The sequence below is a fragment of the Luteimonas sp. MC1895 genome (genome assembly GCF_016457215.1).
Taxonomy (GTDB): domain Bacteria; phylum Pseudomonadota; class Gammaproteobacteria; order Xanthomonadales; family Xanthomonadaceae; genus Luteimonas.
In genome coordinates this window covers 211,745-229,103 of sequence record NZ_JAEMDY010000002.1, presented here as the reverse complement: position 1 = coordinate 229,103, position 17,359 = coordinate 211,745, and the positions used below count along the sequence as shown (strand labels likewise).

Annotated in this window: 11 protein-coding genes and 1 tRNA gene; all 12 read left to right on the top strand. The window is 65.6% G+C overall.

What is annotated here, in order from left to right:
* The first annotated feature begins 43 nt into the window (after window positions 1-43).
* The 12 genes from dtd (at window position 44) to JG616_RS06625 (ending at window position 17,268) form a co-directional block, all read left to right on the top strand.
* Window positions 44-484: a D-aminoacyl-tRNA deacylase gene (dtd, locus tag JG616_RS06680; RefSeq protein ID WP_199392087.1), complete on the top strand. Its 441-nt coding sequence runs from the start codon at window positions 44-46 to the stop codon at window positions 482-484.
* A 55-nt stretch (window positions 485-539) separates the two neighbouring features.
* Window positions 540-2,411, top strand: a complete 1,872-nt coding sequence (gene rpoD, locus JG616_RS06675) for an RNA polymerase sigma factor RpoD (RefSeq protein ID WP_199392086.1) — start codon at window positions 540-542, stop codon at window positions 2,409-2,411.
* Between the two features lie 98 nt (window positions 2,412-2,509).
* Window positions 2,510-2,577: transfer RNA gene (locus JG616_RS06670), tRNA-Ile, on the top strand.
* Between the two features lie 149 nt (window positions 2,578-2,726).
* The gene (locus JG616_RS06665) at window positions 2,727-2,978 is read left to right on the top strand and encodes an AbrB/MazE/SpoVT family DNA-binding domain-containing protein (RefSeq protein WP_199392085.1); all 252 of its coding nucleotides are present in this window, start codon (window positions 2,727-2,729) and stop codon (window positions 2,976-2,978) included.
* A 35-nt stretch (window positions 2,979-3,013) separates the two neighbouring features.
* Window positions 3,014-3,322: a type II toxin-antitoxin system PemK/MazF family toxin gene (locus JG616_RS06660; protein WP_199392084.1), complete on the top strand. Its 309-nt coding sequence runs from the start codon at window positions 3,014-3,016 to the stop codon at window positions 3,320-3,322.
* A gap of 204 nt (window positions 3,323-3,526) precedes the next feature.
* On the top strand, window positions 3,527-3,958 hold the full coding sequence (locus JG616_RS06655; protein ID WP_199392083.1) for a hypothetical protein: 432 nt from the start codon (window positions 3,527-3,529) through the stop codon (window positions 3,956-3,958).
* 214 nt (window positions 3,959-4,172) lie between these two features.
* Complete coding sequence (gene recC / locus JG616_RS06650; RefSeq protein WP_255529236.1) at window positions 4,173-7,751, top strand: exodeoxyribonuclease V subunit gamma; 3,579 nt, start codon at window positions 4,173-4,175, stop codon at window positions 7,749-7,751.
* Window positions 7,748-11,392 (top strand): UvrD-helicase domain-containing protein, encoded by a 3,645-nt coding sequence (locus JG616_RS06645; protein ID WP_199392081.1) that lies wholly within the window; start codon window positions 7,748-7,750, stop codon window positions 11,390-11,392. The genes recC and JG616_RS06645 overlap by 4 nt, the downstream gene beginning before the upstream one ends.
* Complete coding sequence (gene recD / locus JG616_RS06640) at window positions 11,389-13,245, top strand: exodeoxyribonuclease V subunit alpha (protein ID WP_199392080.1); 1,857 nt, start codon at window positions 11,389-11,391, stop codon at window positions 13,243-13,245. The genes JG616_RS06645 and recD overlap by 4 nt, the downstream gene beginning before the upstream one ends.
* Window positions 13,242-14,369: a DNA repair exonuclease gene (locus tag JG616_RS06635; protein ID WP_199392079.1), complete on the top strand. Its 1,128-nt coding sequence runs from the start codon at window positions 13,242-13,244 to the stop codon at window positions 14,367-14,369. The genes recD and JG616_RS06635 overlap by 4 nt, the downstream gene beginning before the upstream one ends.
* The gene (locus JG616_RS06630; RefSeq protein WP_199392078.1) at window positions 14,366-17,017 is read left to right on the top strand and encodes an AAA family ATPase; all 2,652 of its coding nucleotides are present in this window, start codon (window positions 14,366-14,368) and stop codon (window positions 17,015-17,017) included. Before JG616_RS06635 ends, JG616_RS06630 begins: the two co-directional genes overlap by 4 nt.
* Entirely contained in the window at window positions 17,014-17,268 is a 255-nt protein-coding gene (locus JG616_RS06625) for a hypothetical protein (protein WP_235973004.1), read from the top strand. Before JG616_RS06630 ends, JG616_RS06625 begins: the two co-directional genes overlap by 4 nt.
* The last annotated feature ends 91 nt before the right edge of the window (window positions 17,269-17,359 follow it).

Sequence of the window (17,359 nt, the reverse complement as noted above, 5' to 3'; positions counted from 1 at the left end):
TGGCGAGAGTCTAGCCGGCCCTGAATGCCCCCCGGAGGACCCGATGCTCCTGCTGCTGCAGCGCGTGACCCGCGCCTGCGTCGAGATCGACGGCGCGACCGTCGGCCGTATCGGCCCGGGCCTGCTGGTGCTGGCGGGCATCGAACCCGCGGATGGCGACGCCGAGGTCGCGCGGATGGCGCGGCGCCTCTTGGCCTACCGGGTGTTCGCCGACGACGCAGGCCGGATGAACCGGTCGCTGTCCGACACCGGCGGAGGCCTCCTGCTGGTGAGCCAGTTCACCCTGGCCGCGGACACGCGTTCCGGGCTGCGACCGGGCTTCAGCACCGCCGCGGCACCCGCCGAGGCTGAACGCACGTTCAGCACCCTGCTCGCGGAATGCCGACGCCTGCATCCCCGGGGGGTGGAAACCGGCCGCTTCGGGGCCCATATGTCGGTAAGCCTGACCAACGATGGTCCGGTCACCTTCCTGCTGCGTTCCTGACCCCGCGCGACGGATGGTATAATTACGGGTTCACTTTTTCCTAGGTGTGCGCCACATGGCGAACGAGCGTCCAGCCCCCCAGTCCGACATCAAGCTCCTGATTTCAAAGGGGCTGGAGCAGGGCTACCTGACCTATGCCGAAGTCAACGACCACCTGCCCGACGACCTCGTCGATCCGGAGCAGATCGAAGACATCATCGGCATGATCAACAGCATGGGCATCCAGGTCCATGAGACCACGCCGGATGCCGAGACCCTGCTGCTGGCCGGCGAGTCCGATGGTGGCCGCGATGTCGACGACACCGCCGCGGAAGAAGCCGCCGCCACGCTCACCGCGCTGGACGGCGAGGGCGGCCGCACCACCGATCCCGTGCGCATGTACATGCGCGAGATGGGCACGGTCGAGCTGCTGACCCGCGAGGGCGAGATCGCCATCGCCAAGCGCATCGAGGAAGGCCTGAACCAGATGGGCGCCGCCCTGGCCAGCTTCCCCTGGTCGGTCGAGATGCTGCTGGAGGACTACGAGCTGCACAAGGCGGGCAAGAAGCGCCTGGCCGAGATCGTGGTGGGCTTCACCGACGGCCTGGACGACCCCGAGCCGCCGGCCCCGCCCGCGCCCGAGCCCGTCGCCGCGGCCGCCACCGCGGCCGATGACGACGCCGAGGCCGAGGAAGAGGAAGAAGACACCGCGGCCGAGGAACCCGGCCCCACCGGCCCGGATCCGGCCGAGGTCGCGCGCCGCATGGAAGAAATGGCCACCGCGTACGCGAAGTTCCAGAAGACCGTGGCCAAGAGCGGCCCCGAGGCCAAGCCGGCGCTCAAGCTGCGCGAGGAGATGGCGGCCACATTCACCAGCCTCAAGCTGCCGCTGCCGCTGACCGACGTGCTGGTGCGCAAGCTCCGTGACGTGGTCGGCGAGATCAAGGACCACGAGCGCCGCATCCTCGACCTGTCGACCCGCGTGGCCAAGATGCCGCGCAAGGACTTCATCCGCGCCTGGGACGGCAACCAGACCAACCTCGAGTGGGTCGACGAGCTGCTCAAGCGCAAGCAGAAGTGGGCCAGCGGCCTGCGCGACGTCAAGGACCAGATCGTCGCCGAGCAGGAAGCCACCCTCGCGATCGAGAAGGCGATGATGGTGACCCTGGGCGACCTGCGCGAGATCAACCGCGCGATGGCCTACGGCGAAGCCAAGGCGCGCAAGGCCAAGAAGGAAATGGTCGAGGCCAACCTGCGCCTGGTGATCTCCATCGCCAAGAAGTACACCAACCGCGGCCTGCAGTTCCTCGACCTCATCCAGGAAGGCAACATCGGCCTGATGAAGGCGGTCGACAAGTTCGAATACCGCCGCGGCTACAAGTTCTCGACCTATGCGACCTGGTGGATCCGCCAGGCCATCACCCGCTCGATCGCCGACCAGGCCCGCACCATCCGCATCCCGGTGCACATGATCGAGACGATCAACAAGTTGAACCGCATCTCCCGCCAGATGCTCCAGCAGTTCGGCCGCGAGGCCACGCCGGAAGAGTTGGCGAAGGAGATGGACATGCCCGAGGACAAGATCCGCAAGGTGATGAAGATCGCCAAGGAGCCGATCTCGATGGAGACTCCGATCGGCGACGACGAGGACTCGCACCTGGGCGACTTCATCGAGGACACCAACGTGGAGTCCCCGATCGAGGCCACGACCAACACCAACCTGCAGGAGACCGTGCACGAAGTGCTGGCCGGCCTCACGCCGCGGGAGGCCAAGGTGCTGCGCATGCGTTTCGGCATCGACATGAATACCGACCACACCCTTGAGGAAGTCGGCAAGCAGTTCGACGTCACCCGCGAGCGCATCCGCCAGATCGAGGCCAAGGCCCTGCGCAAGCTGCGCCATCCGAGCCGCTCGGAGCAGCTGCGGAGCTTCCTCGACATCGACTGAGCCGGAAGCCGCGTGGAACGACATGGAGCCCCGCGAACGCGGGGTTTCGTGTTTTTCCGGGCGCGGGAGTTGCGATGATCGAACCGCAGCGGACCCATGGCTCAATGGTTAGAGCGCCGAACTCATAATTGGTTGGTTCCAGGTTCGAGTCCTGGGGTGCCCACCAGCTGCACGTTCGGAGGTGATGTCGCGGCCGCGCGCTACGTCGGCGGCCAGGCTCGCGCACGACCATGCAGCAGACCGTGCGCGGGCTGCTTGCGACGCGCTCGCAGATGGGATAAGTTTTACTTCAGTAAAACATCCGAGGCTCGTTCCATGACTTGCACGGCGACGCTTCGCCAATCTGGCGGCTCCATCATTCTCTCGATCCCCAAGACCATCGCCCAGACCCTGGCGGTGGAAGCCGGGTCCGTGGTCGAGCTTGCTGTCGAAGGGCGCCGCCTGTCGGTGACTCCGGCGCGGCGCAGCTTGGCCGATCGCTTGGCCGCAAGCCCCAAATCCCCGGAAGCATGGCAGCGCGATGACGCCTCCCTGCGGGACGGCCCGTCGGGGCGCGAACTGCTGTGAGCCCCGCCATCCCAAGGAGGGGAGACATCCTGCAAATGAGCCTGGTCCCGACCCACGGCAAGGAGATCCGCGGGTCGCGACCGGTGCTGGTGCTGTCGGCCGATGCATTCAACAAAGCTTCGGGCCTGCTGTTGGTGGCGCCGATCACCCAAGGCGGTGCGGCAGCCCGCGAGACCGGCTTCAGCGTGACCTTGATGGGGTCGGGCACGGCAACGCAGGGCGTTGTGCTGTGCGACCAGACCCGCACCGTCGATGCGCGCGCGCGCAGTTTCAAGCGCGTGGAGAGGGCGCCCGATGCACTGGTAGAAGAAGCCTTGGACGCGGTGCGTTCGATACTGGAGTGATCCGTTGTCCCTGGCCGCCGTCCTGACAGATTCCTGCATTCGTTCCTTCCGGGCGATGCGTGGGTTTTCCGTCCGGCACGATGCAGTCGCGGTATGGCGCGACAGGAGATTCAGCGATGGGGCATAGCATCTATCGCTTGTGACCTGTTCCAGCTACCAGCCAAACGGGCGAGCCAGCCAAGTCAGACAGGGAGAAGTGCCACCATGGATCCGAGCGCATGGATAAACGGCCGTACATTGCAGGATGCAGTGAGGGTGCGTGGAACTCCGCACCGGTTCGGCAAGATCGATCCGACCAGTCGTGTCGCGCTGGATCTTTCCCAGGACAGTTACCTGCTTGGTATCGAGAGAACTCACGGATACACGTTTTTGTTCGGCGACGATACGCTCGTCACCATCCACGATTTCGACCTAACCGGAACCGAGGCCCGCTTCGCGCCCGAAGAAGTGCTTGAGCTTGGCAACATGAAATTTACCCGTAACGCGCTGGACAGTGCAGCAGCGGAATTTGCCGCAAAACCGGCAGGCAACGATCCCGATCGCTTCGCCACGCTGGACGAGGCGATCTCACTGGGCTCGGTTATGCAGTCGACGGCCCCGGCGACAACCTCTGGCTGCATGACTTGCAACGCCTGAAGCTCGAGCATCAGTTGCCGCACCGGATCGGCGACTTGGAAGGGAGCATTTTCGTGCTCGTGCGCCAAGGAGTTCGAGGCGCGCGCGGGCAGCCGCACTCATAGCAGATCTTCCGACAGGAGCCATTCGTCTCGCCGCCGCGGACCCCCGGCCCGGTGTATTGTGTGGTCAGCAGTTGGGCGACGGATTGACGTCTGCTATTCAGGGGGAAGGGATGAGTGAGGCGAGTCCGGTTGACCACCGGGAGTCTGGCGCGCGCGTGTCATTGGGCAATGAGAACCTGGTCGTCTTTCGCGCCAGCAGGTTGGACGCATTGCTCGATCCCCTGTTGGAACTCCTGAACCGGTTCCCCCCGGACGACGTGCTGGCGCCGCAATCCATCATTGCGGCGCAGCCTGGCATCAAGCAATGGTTGCCTGGAGCGTTGGCACGCAGGCGGGGTTCGTCCGGCATCGTCGCCAATGTGCAGATCCAGCTGGCCAGCGCGTGGTTGGACGCGTGCACGCACGAGTACCTGGGCGAATCCGCGGTCGCACTGCAGGACTACCGCACCGAGCGCCTGCGTTGGCGCATCCACGGCTTGTTGGCCGGCCTTGCCGATGACGGGGTTGCAGCCTGCCTAGACGGTCCAAACTCGAATTTGCGCAGATACCAGCTGGCCGACCGTCTGGCCAAGGTGTTCACGCAGTACGTGATGTATCGGCCCGACTGGCTTGCGGCCTGGCAGACTGGGCGGCCCGCTTCTCGCAACGCCGGTTTCCAGCCCGAACTGTGGCGCCGATTGCGGAACCAGATCGGGTTGCCGCATCGGGGAGAGTTGCTTGAACGCTTGATCGAACAGTTGCAGTCGGCAAGCACGGATATCCCGCAAGACCCCCTGCATGTCTTCGGCGTCAGTCATCTGTCGCCAGCCGAGCTGCGTCTGCTCACAGCCATGGCGGCGCGCCGGCCAGTGTGCCTTTACGTCCCCGACCCGTCCGCCAGGTATTGGGGAGATGCCTCCGCGACCGGCAGTCGCCAGCCGCGCCTGGTGGGGTTGCCAGCCTCTGCGGAACGCCGCGAAACCCTGAGGTCGGGTGAAGTCTTCGAAGCGGCTTCGGAGTCGCTGTTTCTTGATGAAGTAGGGCACCCCCTGCTCGCCAGCTGGGGCCGCATGGGCCAGCACTTCATGCTGGCGCTCGAGGCCAGCAACGTCGCCATGGACGTTCGCCATGGGGAAGACGAGGTTCCGCACCCTGTGGACGTGGCCCAGCCCCTGTTGACCCGGGTGCAGGCGAGTATCCGCGAGCTCGACCCGCACCTGCCGGTGCGCGCACGTGCCGCGCCCGCCGATGACGACGCCACTCTTCGCATCCACTCCTGCCACACGCGGTTGCGTGAGCTGGAGGTCCTGCGTGATGCCTTGCTTGCCGCACGCAGCGAGTTGCGCGACCTGAAGCCTGCCGAGATTGCGGTGATGGCACCGAACATGGGCGCCTACCTGCCCTTGCTGGCCTCGGTGTTCGGCCCGGCCGGAAGCGCAAACGTGGATCTTCCCTACCACCTCGCCGATGTGTCGGTGGCGCGCACGCACTCCATCTTCACCGCGTTCACCCAGCTGCTGTCGCTGCCGCAGTCGCGCATCAGCGCGCCTGAAGTGGTGGACCTGCTGCGCATTCCCCAAGTCGCCGCGGCCTTCGACATTGATCCGGGCGGAGTAGAGACGCTGGCCCAGTGGCTGCAGCGAGCCGGGGTTGCCTGGGGCTTGGACGGCGAGTTTCGCGCCAGGCAGTTCGACGTGCCTGCCAGCCCGGAGTTCACCTTTGCGTGGGGCATGGAACGCATGCTCGCCGGCTACGTATTTGGGCAGGAGGTTCCGGGACGGGCCTTGGACATGCCGGTCGCGGCCGAAGGCGAGCCCGGACGCCTGTGGCCGGTGGAGGGCATCGAGGGGCCGCAGGCACAGTTGCTGGGCGCGCTGGATTCGCTGCTGCTCAAACTGGCTTCGCTGCATAACGAGTCAACCATTCCGCGTGCCGCCTCGGCATGGAGCGCGACGCTGCTGGACTTCGTCGACGGTTTCTTCCGTATCGACCGGCGTGATCGCGATGCCCGCGAGGCGCTTGCCACCTTGCGCGGTCTGGTCGGGGCATTGACGGCGGACACCGTGGGAGCCGGCGATCCCGAACTTCCCTTCGAAGTGGTGCGCGAGGTGCTGCTTGAGCGACTGTCGGCGGTGTCCGATCGCCAGCATCTGTTGATGGGCGGAATCACCTTCTGCGGCATGGTGGCCGCGCGCTCGCTGCCATTCCGTGTGATTGCGGTGCTTGGCCTCAACGATGGCGAGTTCCCGCGCCAGGCCAACGGCGCCGGACTGGACCTGACCCTGCTACCGGGCAACCGCCGCATCGGTGACCGCGATGTGCGCAATGACGACCGCTATCTTTTCCTCGAGACCATGATGGCCGCCCGGGAGCGGCTGCATCTCAGTTATATCGGCGAGGGTGTCCAGGACGGGCAGCCGCGCAACCCGGCAGCGCCAGTGGCTGAATTGATGGGATTTCTCGATCAGGGCACTACCGCAGAAGGCACGCCGCTGAAGAAAGAGGATCCACTACGTCCCTGGTATTTCCGCCACCCGTTGCAGCCGTTCGATGCACGCTACTTCAAGCAAGGCAGTCGATTCTTTTCCTTTGACGCAGCCCTTGCGGCAACCTGCATCGGCAACGAGGAGCCTGTTCCCTTCATCGCCTCCCGCCGCCCCAGCGAACCCGATAGTGACGCCATCATTCCGTTGCGCAGTGTCATTGGCTGGTTCAAGGATCCCGCCAGACAGGTTCTGACCACCGCCCTGCAGATTCGCCTGGATGCGCTGGAAGAGGGGAGGCTCGCTGCAGACGAGCCGCTGGCCGCAAAGCTGCCTTCTGTCGACAGAGTCCCGCGGCGGCTGGCGTTGGAGGCGCTGCTTGGATCTCCCGAAGCCCGGGCTATTCCAACCGATGCGCCCGATTGGCTCCGGCTGGGCGGCCAGCTGCCTGCGGGTCGCCTGGGCGGCGCGGCTTGGGCGGGCGACAAGGGCGCGCGACCACAAGCTGTAAAGATGCTTGATACCATCCCGCCGGGCTTGGCTGGGCGACCGCTGCAGCGGTCGCCACAGGCGGTGTCCTGGGAGGGACGCGCAATCAGCGTAGCGGGTGAGATTGGTGACGTCTTGACCTCACTCGATGAGTCGACCCTCTGGGTGTTCGATGCCCATGCAAAGCCGGAAGAGAGGCTTGAGTTCAAGCAGCGCATTCCGCTCTTCCTGCACTGGGCGCTGGTGCGCCTGCAAGCGCCGGATCACGTCGACGTGCGTGTTTGCCTGTTGCTCAATGAAAGGGGCAACAACCCAGTTCGCGACTGGCGTGACTCACTTGAAGCGTGGTGCGCCGTGTTTTCCAACGACCCGGACAGTCGCGGTGACCTCCGCATTGAGCTGGGCGAACGGGTCCAGCAACTTATGGACGTCTATCTTGCTGCACAGCGCGACACCGTGTGGTACTTCCCTGCGACGTCCTGGGAAAGTCGAGCGGATGACTGTGCCGAAGCAGCGAGAAATGCGTGGGCCGGTGGTGAGCGAGTGACAGGAGAAATGGACTATTCGCCAGGCTATGCGGGGCTGTTCGGCCGGGGGATCGGGTTGGAGAAGTCACCTTCAAATCAAATCCATGCCGAACTGAAGCGCATCGCCCGGATGCTGGGCGGGATCATCCAGCTTGACCGCCCGCTGTCACCGGCAGAGCCGCTGCATGCAACAGCGGAAGTGGAAGCATGAGCGTCATCGAGCTAGAAAGCCCCACCATCGCCGGCTCCTGGCTGGACCTGTCCCTGGATGAAGCGGGGCGCAGCCTGATTGAAGCCAGCGCCGGCACGGGCAAGACCTGGACCATCGCCGTGCTGTATCTGCGACTGTTGCTGCAGCGCGAGTTGTCGCCGCGTCAGATCGTCGTCGCCACCTTCACCGAAGCGTCAGGCCAGGAACTGCGTGAACGCATTCGCCTGCGCGTGCGGGACGCCGCGCGCTGCAGCGAGCTGGCCGCTCGGGGCGAGACTCCTGAGGGTGAGGATGCCGCACTGCACTGGTTGCGCGAGCGCTGGGGATCGGTCTCCACGCCTGACGCAGACAGCAAGCGCCTGCAGCTGGCGCTATCGGAGCTGGACAGCGCACCGATTGGCACCTTGCACTCGTTGTGCCAGCGCATCCTGCGCGAGTATCCATTTGAAACAGGCAGCCAGTTCGAGCAGGGCGAACTGAGCAGCGGAAAAGACCTGCTTGCGGAATGCGCGCGCGACTTCCTTCGACGGGAAAACCTGCCCGAGGACAGCAGCGACAAGCCTCCGTCTTTGCTTGAAATTGAGCAGCAGCTAGTCGTGCTGTTGCGGCCCGGTATTTCGGTTCCTCGCATTGAGCCCGAGATGATTCGTGCAAGTCTGCCGAGTGATGCCGGCGGAAAGATCGAGGTCTTCGCGAACGACACGGAAATTTACACGAGAACTGACAAAGGAAAGCCGCAGAAGACCCTGCATCCGGCTTTGCTGGCCCTTGCCAGATGGTGCAGTGAGGGCGAAACCAGGATTCCGGACGCAGGACTGGGGCATCTGGGCAAGATGGAGAAAAACCTTCTGCCCGAGGCTTGGGAACGCTTTCGCGACGGCCCCGAGCTGACGCTGGTCGGAAAAGTCTTTGCGGCCTATAAGTTGATTCAGGACGCACCGAAGTTTCTACTTCTGGCTGAGCGGCAGGCTTTGGCGAAGGCCATGTGGGATCAGCGACTTGCCGCTCGAAACCAGCTGACGTTCGACTCGTTGCTCACGCGCGCACACGAGGCTGTGACCAGCAACCCTGCGCTTGCCAAGCAACTCCAGGAGGCCTGGCCCGTCGCACTCATCGATGAGTTTCAGGATACCGATGCACTGCAGTACGGGACCCTGGACGCAATCTACAGAAATGACGAGGGTGGGTTGCGCGGTCGCCTGGTGATGATCGGCGATCCGAAACAGGCCATCTACAGCTTCCGAGGCGGCGACATCGATACCTATCGACGCGCCGCAGCGAGCGTGACCGATCGACTGGTCCTCGACACCAACTACCGCTCGGATAAGCGCCTGGTTGAAGGGTTCAACAATCTCTATGCGCTTTCAGGCCAAGCTCTGAGCAGCAGGGATGCCCATGACATCCGCTACATCGATGTAGAGCCGGGGCAAGGCGCGGATCGCTACTGGATCGACTCGAAGCCGAGTCTCCAGCCTTTGGCGCTTCACTACCTGTCTGATTGCCCAGGCGCCGCGCCTGCCCGCAAGCAGCTCGCGCTGGAAGCCTGTGCCAACCAGATTGCGGGGATGCTCGCTTCCGGCTCGCATCAAGTTGAAGGGACGCAGTTGCAGCCCGGCCACATCGCGGTCCTGCTGCCAACCCACGATGCCGTTGCCGACTTGCGGAACCTCTTGAATGAACGAGGCGTGCCCAGTGTCGGCGCCGGACGCAGCAGCGTATTCGCAGGTGCGTGGGCGCAGGAAGTGCAGCTGTTCCTGCATGCGGTCCAGCACCCGCACTCCACGGCGGCCATCCACGCTGCACTGGCCACGCGGCTGGGGGGTATGGACTTCGGTGGACTACAGACGTTGCGCACCGAGCCGGCAGCACAGGCACGGGTGTCAAAACAGTTCGAAACCTTGCGGGAGATCTGGGCCGAAGCAGGTGTGCTGGCCGTCGTCAGCACGGTGCTCACTGCCGCGGCAAGTCGCCTGCTGGCCTGCAACGACGGCGAAAGGGTGATGACGGACGTCCGTCATCTTGGCGAACTGCTGCAGGAAGCTGAAGATGAAATGCATGGCGCGAGCCAGCTTCTGGCGTGGTTGAGTGACCAGCGCCAGGAGGCCAGGAGCAGCACCGAGGCCGAGGAATCTCAACTGCGGATGGAGTCAGATGCCCGTCGCGTCAAGCTGATGACACTCCATGCCAGCAAGGGCCTGCAATTTCCGTTCGTTTTTCTGCCTCTGATGTGGGCCCATGTCGGAAGGGCCAACGAAATGACCTTGCTTCCTGACGATGGAGCCGGGCGCAAAGTCGGATTTGGAGAAGAAGCCAAGCGTGTTTTCCAGCAGGCCAGCCAAGACGAACGTTTTCGTGTCCTGTATGTCGCGCTCACCCGCGCGCAGCACGCATGCCACGTGTATGTCTTGTCGCCTGCCCGACGGCAGGACGGCAGGACCGAGACACCAGCCGAAGACCCACACCGGTCGGCACTGGATGCGACGATCGCACGCCTCATGCGCGCCACGAACAACGGACAGGATCTGGCGTCCACCGCCGTAGGCTGGTCCGAAGGCTGGCCATGGACTGCACCACCCCGGCTTGCGTTTGACGAGCCTGAGCTCGGTCTGCGCCGAGCCCGGCCGATGCCGAAGCGAGTCCCCGTCCACGAGCGCCTCCACAGCTTTTCCAGCCTCAGCCAAGGTCGGCACCCGGTCCGCGAGGAGCAGCCGGCCGCGGACGAGGATGCCGAGGTGGTGGGTGAGGTCGATGGGGAAGCAATGCCGGAAGCCAGGCGGGAATCGCCTCCCGCGCCCGCAAGCACCGACTCATCCGCAGCGGACAAGGTCCTGAAGCAACTGTCCTGGATCCGCGGCGCCGAGTTCGGCAATGCGCTGCATCAAGTTTTTGAAGAGCGTCGGATCGGCAGCGCGATGGCCGACCAGCACCCGCTGATCGACAGTGCCCTGCGCCAGCACGGTGTCCGCATCAGCGAGATCCCGAAGGCCCGGCAAGGCGCGGGACGGGAGGAGCCGACACGCGCCGACGTGGTGGCGCGCATCGCCGAACGCGTGCAGGCGGCACTCGATGCCGACCTCGGCGACGGCATCCGTCTGGGGGCCCTGCCAGCCAGGGCGCTGCGCGCCGAGATGGCGTTCCACTACCCCGTCGACGGCGTCCGCGTAGCAGCGCTCCGTCGGCTCTGCGATGCCCACCAGATCGCGTTCCCCAACACCGCCATCCATCGGCTGTACGGCCTGATGCACGGCAAGATCGATCTGGTGTTCGAACACCAAGGACGTTTCCACGTGCTGGACTACAAGGGCAACCAGCTGGGTGACCGCGAAAGTGGCGGCACGCTGGCAGATTACGATCGCCCGTCGCTCGACCACGTCATGCGTCACCACTGCTACGAGCTGCAGGCCCTGTTCTATACGGTGGCCGTCGAACGCCTGCTGCGGCAGCGCGTACCCGGCTACCAGCGCGACCAGCATCTGGGCGACACGATCTACCTGTTCGTGCGCGCCGCCGGCCTCGCCCCCGGCGCGGGCGTATGGCGTCACCGCTTCAGCGACCTATTGCTAGAAGCCGCCGATGCCATCCTGGCGGGACGTGCCGAGCCTGAGCAGGAACCGCAGGCCCTGGAAGGGATGCAAGCATGACGGTCCTCAGTTTCAAGCCGGTTGCCAATGCCGCTCCCCTTCCCGAGACCTGGGGAACGCTGCAGCAGGCGCTCTACCGCTGGCTGGGCCAATGCGGGGCAAGTGAAGTAACGGCCACGGTGGCGGCATGGACCAGCCTGGCCGAGAGTGCGGGGCATACGGCGCTGGACCTGCGGCAGCCGGTCTTCGCGGAACTGCCTGCCTTGAGCGAGTCGGCCATGACTGCGCTGGAGGCCGACAAGCGTTTCGTGAGCGACGGCAACGGCCAGCCCACGGTGCTGGTGCTGGACGCCGAACAGCGGCTCACGCTTTGGCGCAACTACACCCACGAGACCGTGCTCGCCAAAGCGCTGCTCGCACGCCGCACGGCAGCCACCCGCGCGCCTGCTGGCGATCTCGAGGCTGAGCTCGATGTCCTGTTCCAGGGGCGTCGGGATGCGTCCGTGCAAGCGCAACGACAAGCGGTCGCAGGCGTCCTGGGCCAGCGCCTGTTCGTGCTGACCGGTGGGCCGGGTACCGGCAAGACCACCACCGTGCTGCGGATGCTGCTGATGCTGCAGCGACAGCAGCAGGCGCCGTTGAAAGTGCGCGTCGCCGCTCCTACCGGCAAGGCTGCACAGCGCCTGCGCCAGGCGCTGCGCGATGGCCGCCAGCAACTGCAGCTGGGGGACGCCGCGCGTGGGATTGCACCGCTGCCCGCGGACTGGCTGCCATCCCTGGACTGCATCCCCGACGGCGAGGCCCTGACTCTGCACCGCCTGCTCGGCTACGAGCCCTACGCCGAGCGCTTCAGCCGCAACGCCGAAAATCCCATTGCCGCCGATGTGGTGGTGGTGGACGAGGCCTCGATGGTCGACCTGCGGATGATGCGCAGCCTGTTCGACGCGGTGCGCCCGGATACCGTGCTGGTGCTGGTGGGCGATGCCGACCAGCTGACTTCCGTCGCAGCTGGCTCGGTGCTGATGGACATCGTCGGCGCGCTGGAGGGCAAGGGGCCGCTGGTCCGGCTTCGCCACAGCTTCCGGGCCGAGCAGGCGCTGCAGGCCATCAATGAGGCCATCCGCGAAGGCAGCCTGGCGAAGTTGGACACGGCTCTGGCGGATGCGGGCGAGCAGGCCAGCGTGCATGAGGTCGCCGACGCGGCCGCGCTGGTGCGGCGCGTGGACGCGTGGGCTAGAGAGCTTTCACTGCTGCCGATCCGCCCCGACACGGGTGAGGCCGGCGCCCTGCTGGCACTGCGCGCGCTCGCAGGCCAGCAGCTGTTGTGCGCCCTGCGCCGCGATGGCTTTGGCGCCACCGCCATCAATGCGCGTCTCGAGGCCCAGCTTCGCAAGGCCTGGGACGTGCCGGCCGATGAGGTCTGGTATGCGGGGCGCGCCGTGCTGATCACCCGCAACGACTACGACAGTGGCTTGTTCAATGGCGACGTGGGCCTCTGTCTTGGCGATGAAAGCGGCCAGCTGCGCGTCTGGTTCGAGACGGTGCTGGCCGATGGCAGCGCGGGTGTACGCAGCTTCGCGCCCGGCACGCTGCCGGCCCACGAAGGCGCCTTCGCCGTGACCATCCACAAGAGCCAGGGTTCGGAGTACGCGCGTGTTGCGGTCGTGCTGCCACCGGACATCGAGAACCGAATCCTCAGCCGGCAGTTGCTCTACACCGGCGTGTCGCGGGCCAAGCAGAAGGTGGAGATCTGGACCGTCCAGGCTTCGCTGGAGGCCGCCATGTCGACGCCGGTGCGGCGGATGGGCGGGCTCGCGTCCAAGCTCGGCACTGACGTGCAGTCATCTGCGTCCTTCAATCAGAACGGGCCGGCGGTCGCGCCCGACAAATCACTGGAAAACGCCCAGGCATGAAGTTCATCCACACCGCCGACTGGCAGATCGGCCGCCAGTACGGTTTCAAGGCCGCCGATGACAGCCCGGATCCGTCCGCGGCCATGCAGCAGGCCCGCTTCGATGCGGTGGCCCGCATTGCCGCCCTCGCCACCGCGGAAGAGGTGGACGCAGTGCTCGTGGCCGGTGATGTCTTCGACAAGCAGGGCCTGTCGGATGTTTCCCTGCGCCGGGTGATCCACGCGATGGAGGGATTCACGGGCAGGTGGATCCTGTTGCCCGGCAATCACGATGCAGCGCTGGCGGAAAGCGTCTGGAGCCGGTTGCAGCGTCTCGATGTCGTGCCGCCAAACGTGTCCATCCTGACCACGCCGGACGTCATCGATTTCGCCAACCTGGGCTTTGCCGTGTTGCCGGCTCCGCTGACCCAGCGCCAGACCCACACCGACCTGAGCGAATGGTTCGATACGGCGCCGACGGCACCGGGCCTGCTGCGTATCGGCCTGGCCCATGGCAGCGTTGCCGGCATTCTTCCGGAAAGCGCCGATTCCGCCAATCCCATTGCGCCGGACCGTGCCGCCACCGCGCGCCTGGATTACCTGGCCTTGGGCGACTGGCATGGCACCAAGCGCGTCGACGAGCGCACCTGGTACAGCGGCACCCCGGAACAGGATCGCTTCAAGGACAACGATTCGGGCAACGTGCTGATCGTGGAGATCGCTGGCCCGGGCAGCGTGCCCTTGGTGACGTCACGGCGCATCGGCCGCTTTCGCTGGCAGGAGCCCGGCGTTGAGATCAACGGCGCGCCCGACATCCAGCAATTTGCCGCCGAGTTGCAGGCGCTGGACCAGGATTGCGTGGTCCGCTGCCATGTCGCCGGCATGATCGACCTGGCCGGCAACGACCAGTTGCGCCAGGTGATCGAGGCGGCCCAGGCGCGCGCGCATGTGCTGGAAGTCGACACGGCCAGTCTCAGGCTCGAGCCCTCTGATGCAGACGTGCAGGCCATGCGCATCGATGGCGTGGTTGCCGAACTCGTCGATGAACTGCGCACGCTGCAGGAGGACCCGGACCAGGCTGCGACGGCCAATGAGGCATTGAAGCTGCTGTTCGACCAGCTGCAACAGCAGGGGGCCAGCGCATGAAGCTGCACCGCATCCGCATCGAACAGTTCCGAAAGTTCAACCAGGCGATCGAGATCGCCGGGCTGGAAGACGGCCTCAACGTCCTGCATGGGCCCAACGAGGCGGGCAAGAGCACCATCGCCGCTGCGTTGCGGACCCTGTTCCTGGAGAAGCACAACACCAAGGGTGAAGAGTTCATCAGTCTCCTGTCACCGACTGGCGGCGGCAATGCGGCGCCAACCGTGGCCGCCGAGTTCACTCTGCTGGGGCAGGAGTGCGGTGCCAGCAAGACCTTCTTCGTCAAGCCGCGTGCACGCCTGACGATCGGCACCGAGAGCTGGGAAGGAAGTGATGCCGATGACCAGCTGGCGAGCAGGCTTGGCTTCGGGCTATCCGGCAAAGGTGCGAGCCGTCCGGAAACGCGCGGCATCCCGGGCCTGCTGTGGATCGAGCAAGGCTCATCCTCGGTGCTTGAGCAGCCGGTCACCCACGCCGAAGCCTCCTTGGCCGAGCGTCTCAAGAGCATCATGGGCGACATCGCAAGCACGTCCGGCGGCAGGCTTGCGGTGGCCTTGCGCGCAGAGCTGGGCAAGCTACGCACCCCGACCGGAAAATCCACCGGCATCCTGGACGCTGCCGAAAAGACGCTTGCAGCCTCGACCGAGCGCCGCGATGCCTTGCTGGCAACCAGCCGCGAATACCAGGCACTGACCGACCGCCTGAGCCGTGACCTGGCCGAGCATGGCCGGCTGACTGCCGAGCGGCATTGGGAAAGCCTGGAGAGCGAACGGCGCGTGGCCGAGTCGCAGCTTGCCGAGCTGCAGCCGCAGCAGCGCGATCTGGATGCCAGTCGCCAAAGACTCCGTGAGCTCAACGCACGCATCACCAGCCTGCATACGCAGGCCGAGGACCGGACCAGGGAGTTGGCACTGCTGGCCGCCCAGCGCTCGACACTGACGCAGTTGCGCGAACAATTGAACCACGCGACGCAAACGATGCAGCGCACGGACGAAAACCGGAGCACGGCACGCGCGGCCCTTGGTGCTGCGCGCCAGCAGCACGAGGCCGCCCAGGCATGCCAGCAGCGCCTGGCCCTGCAGGCCGAGATCCAGCGCTGCGGAGACGACATCGTTGCCGTCGAAGGCACGCTGGCCAAGGCCCAGGCATTCCAGCTGGCGCTGGTCGGGTTGCGCGAGCAGTCCGCCGCGGTGCGCCTGTCCACGGCGGACCTGACCCGGTTCGAACAGCTAGACCGCGAGCTGCGCGAGACCCGCATCCAGCGCGAGGCCATTGCCACGCGCGTGGTGTTCCGGCTGGTCGAAGGCCAGCACATCGACGCGGGCAGCGGCGGGGTGCTCGAAGGCGATGGCAGCCTGCACATCACCGAGCCGCTTCTCATGCAGCTGCCCGGGCTGGGCGAAATCGAGATCGCCCCCGGCGGCGAGGACATCACCCGGCTGGCGGAGCAGGCCAGCCGCCTCGAGGAGGCGATTACACAGCTGGGCGCCAGCCTGGGCGTGGCCGATCTGGCCGAGGCGCAGGCCCGCTGCCGCCGCCACCAGGAGCTGGAGCGCGAGATTGAACTGAAGGACGTGGAGTGCAGCACGCTGCTCGGCGCTTCCGAGGTCTCGACCTGGCAGGCCAGGCTGGCGGACCTGCGCGGGCGTCAGCAGGACCAGGAGCAGGTGCTGGCCCGGTTGCCGGAGCTCCAGGTCGAGCTGTCGCTTGACGATGCCCGGCGCGCCAAGGAAGAAGCCGAGGCCGCGTTGACTGCCTGCGAGGAACAGTTTGAGCTCAACCGTCGCAGCAGTGTCGAAGCCGACCTGGAGTGCGAAGGCTTGCAGGGGCGGATCAAGGCCGCGACGGACCGGCTGGAAGGCGAGGCCGCGGACAGCGCGGCGCAGTCGGCGGGACGGGAATTGCTGGAGGCCGTTGCCCGCCGTGATGCCTTGCAGGAAAAGATCGGCGCGGCCGAGGCCAAGCTTGCAGCGCTGCGGCCGGAGGACCTGGAAGCCGACATGCAGCGGCTGCAACTGGCGATCGATCTGCTCAGCAAGCAGCGCAGCATGCTGCGCGACTCGATCGCGGCAGCCAGGGTCAAGCTGGAAACGCTGGGTGCCGACGGTCTGGATGAAAAGCTGTCGGGCGCGGAGATCGAAGTCGAGAACCTGGGCAAGCGCCTGGCGCACTATCAGTTGCGCGCCGATGCGCTGGGGCTGTTGTGCAGCCGGCTGGGGGCCAGGCAGGAGGAGGCGGTGCAGCGTCTGTATGCGCCGCTGCGGGCCAAGCTCGACCACTACCTGCGGCAGCTGTTTCCGGCCAACCAGGTGACGGTGGACATCGACAAGCTGCGGCCGAGTTCGATTGCGCGGGACAATGCGGCGCTGGGTTTCGAGCAGCACAGCCATGGCACTCGCGAGCAGCTGGGGGTGATTGCCCGCTTCGCCTATGCGGATCTGCTGAAAGAGGCGGGTCAGCCGACGTTGATTGTGCTGGACGATGCGCTGGTGCACAGCGACGAGGGCCGTCGGCAGCAGATGAAGCGGATCCTGCATGACGCCTCGCTGAGGCACCAGATCCTGCTGTTTACCTGTCATCCGGAGCATTGGCGGGATGCGGGGGCGCGAGTGATGGTTGATGTGGCGGGACTGTACGACGCCGCTGCATGACGACAATTGAATTCACATGTGATTCGGAGCATGGTTTGGAAAACGCAATCGCTGTAACGCCTTATCAGTCGCAGTACTACGCGTGGATGCTGACCAGCCATGTCGGTGGGGACTCGGTCGACGCGCTGGCCACGACCCTGGTCAATTCGCAGGTGGATCTCAACCCTCACCAGGTCGATGCAGCACTCTTTGCCTGCAACAACCCGCTGTCCCGCGGCGTGCTGTTGGCCGATGAGGTGGGACTCCGCTAGCAAGTGGGCATCGAAGGTCGCGTCCACGCTGGTGCGGTGCTGGCGCCGCCGCTGGGGCGCCATCCAAGACATTGGATCCTCTGGACGTCGC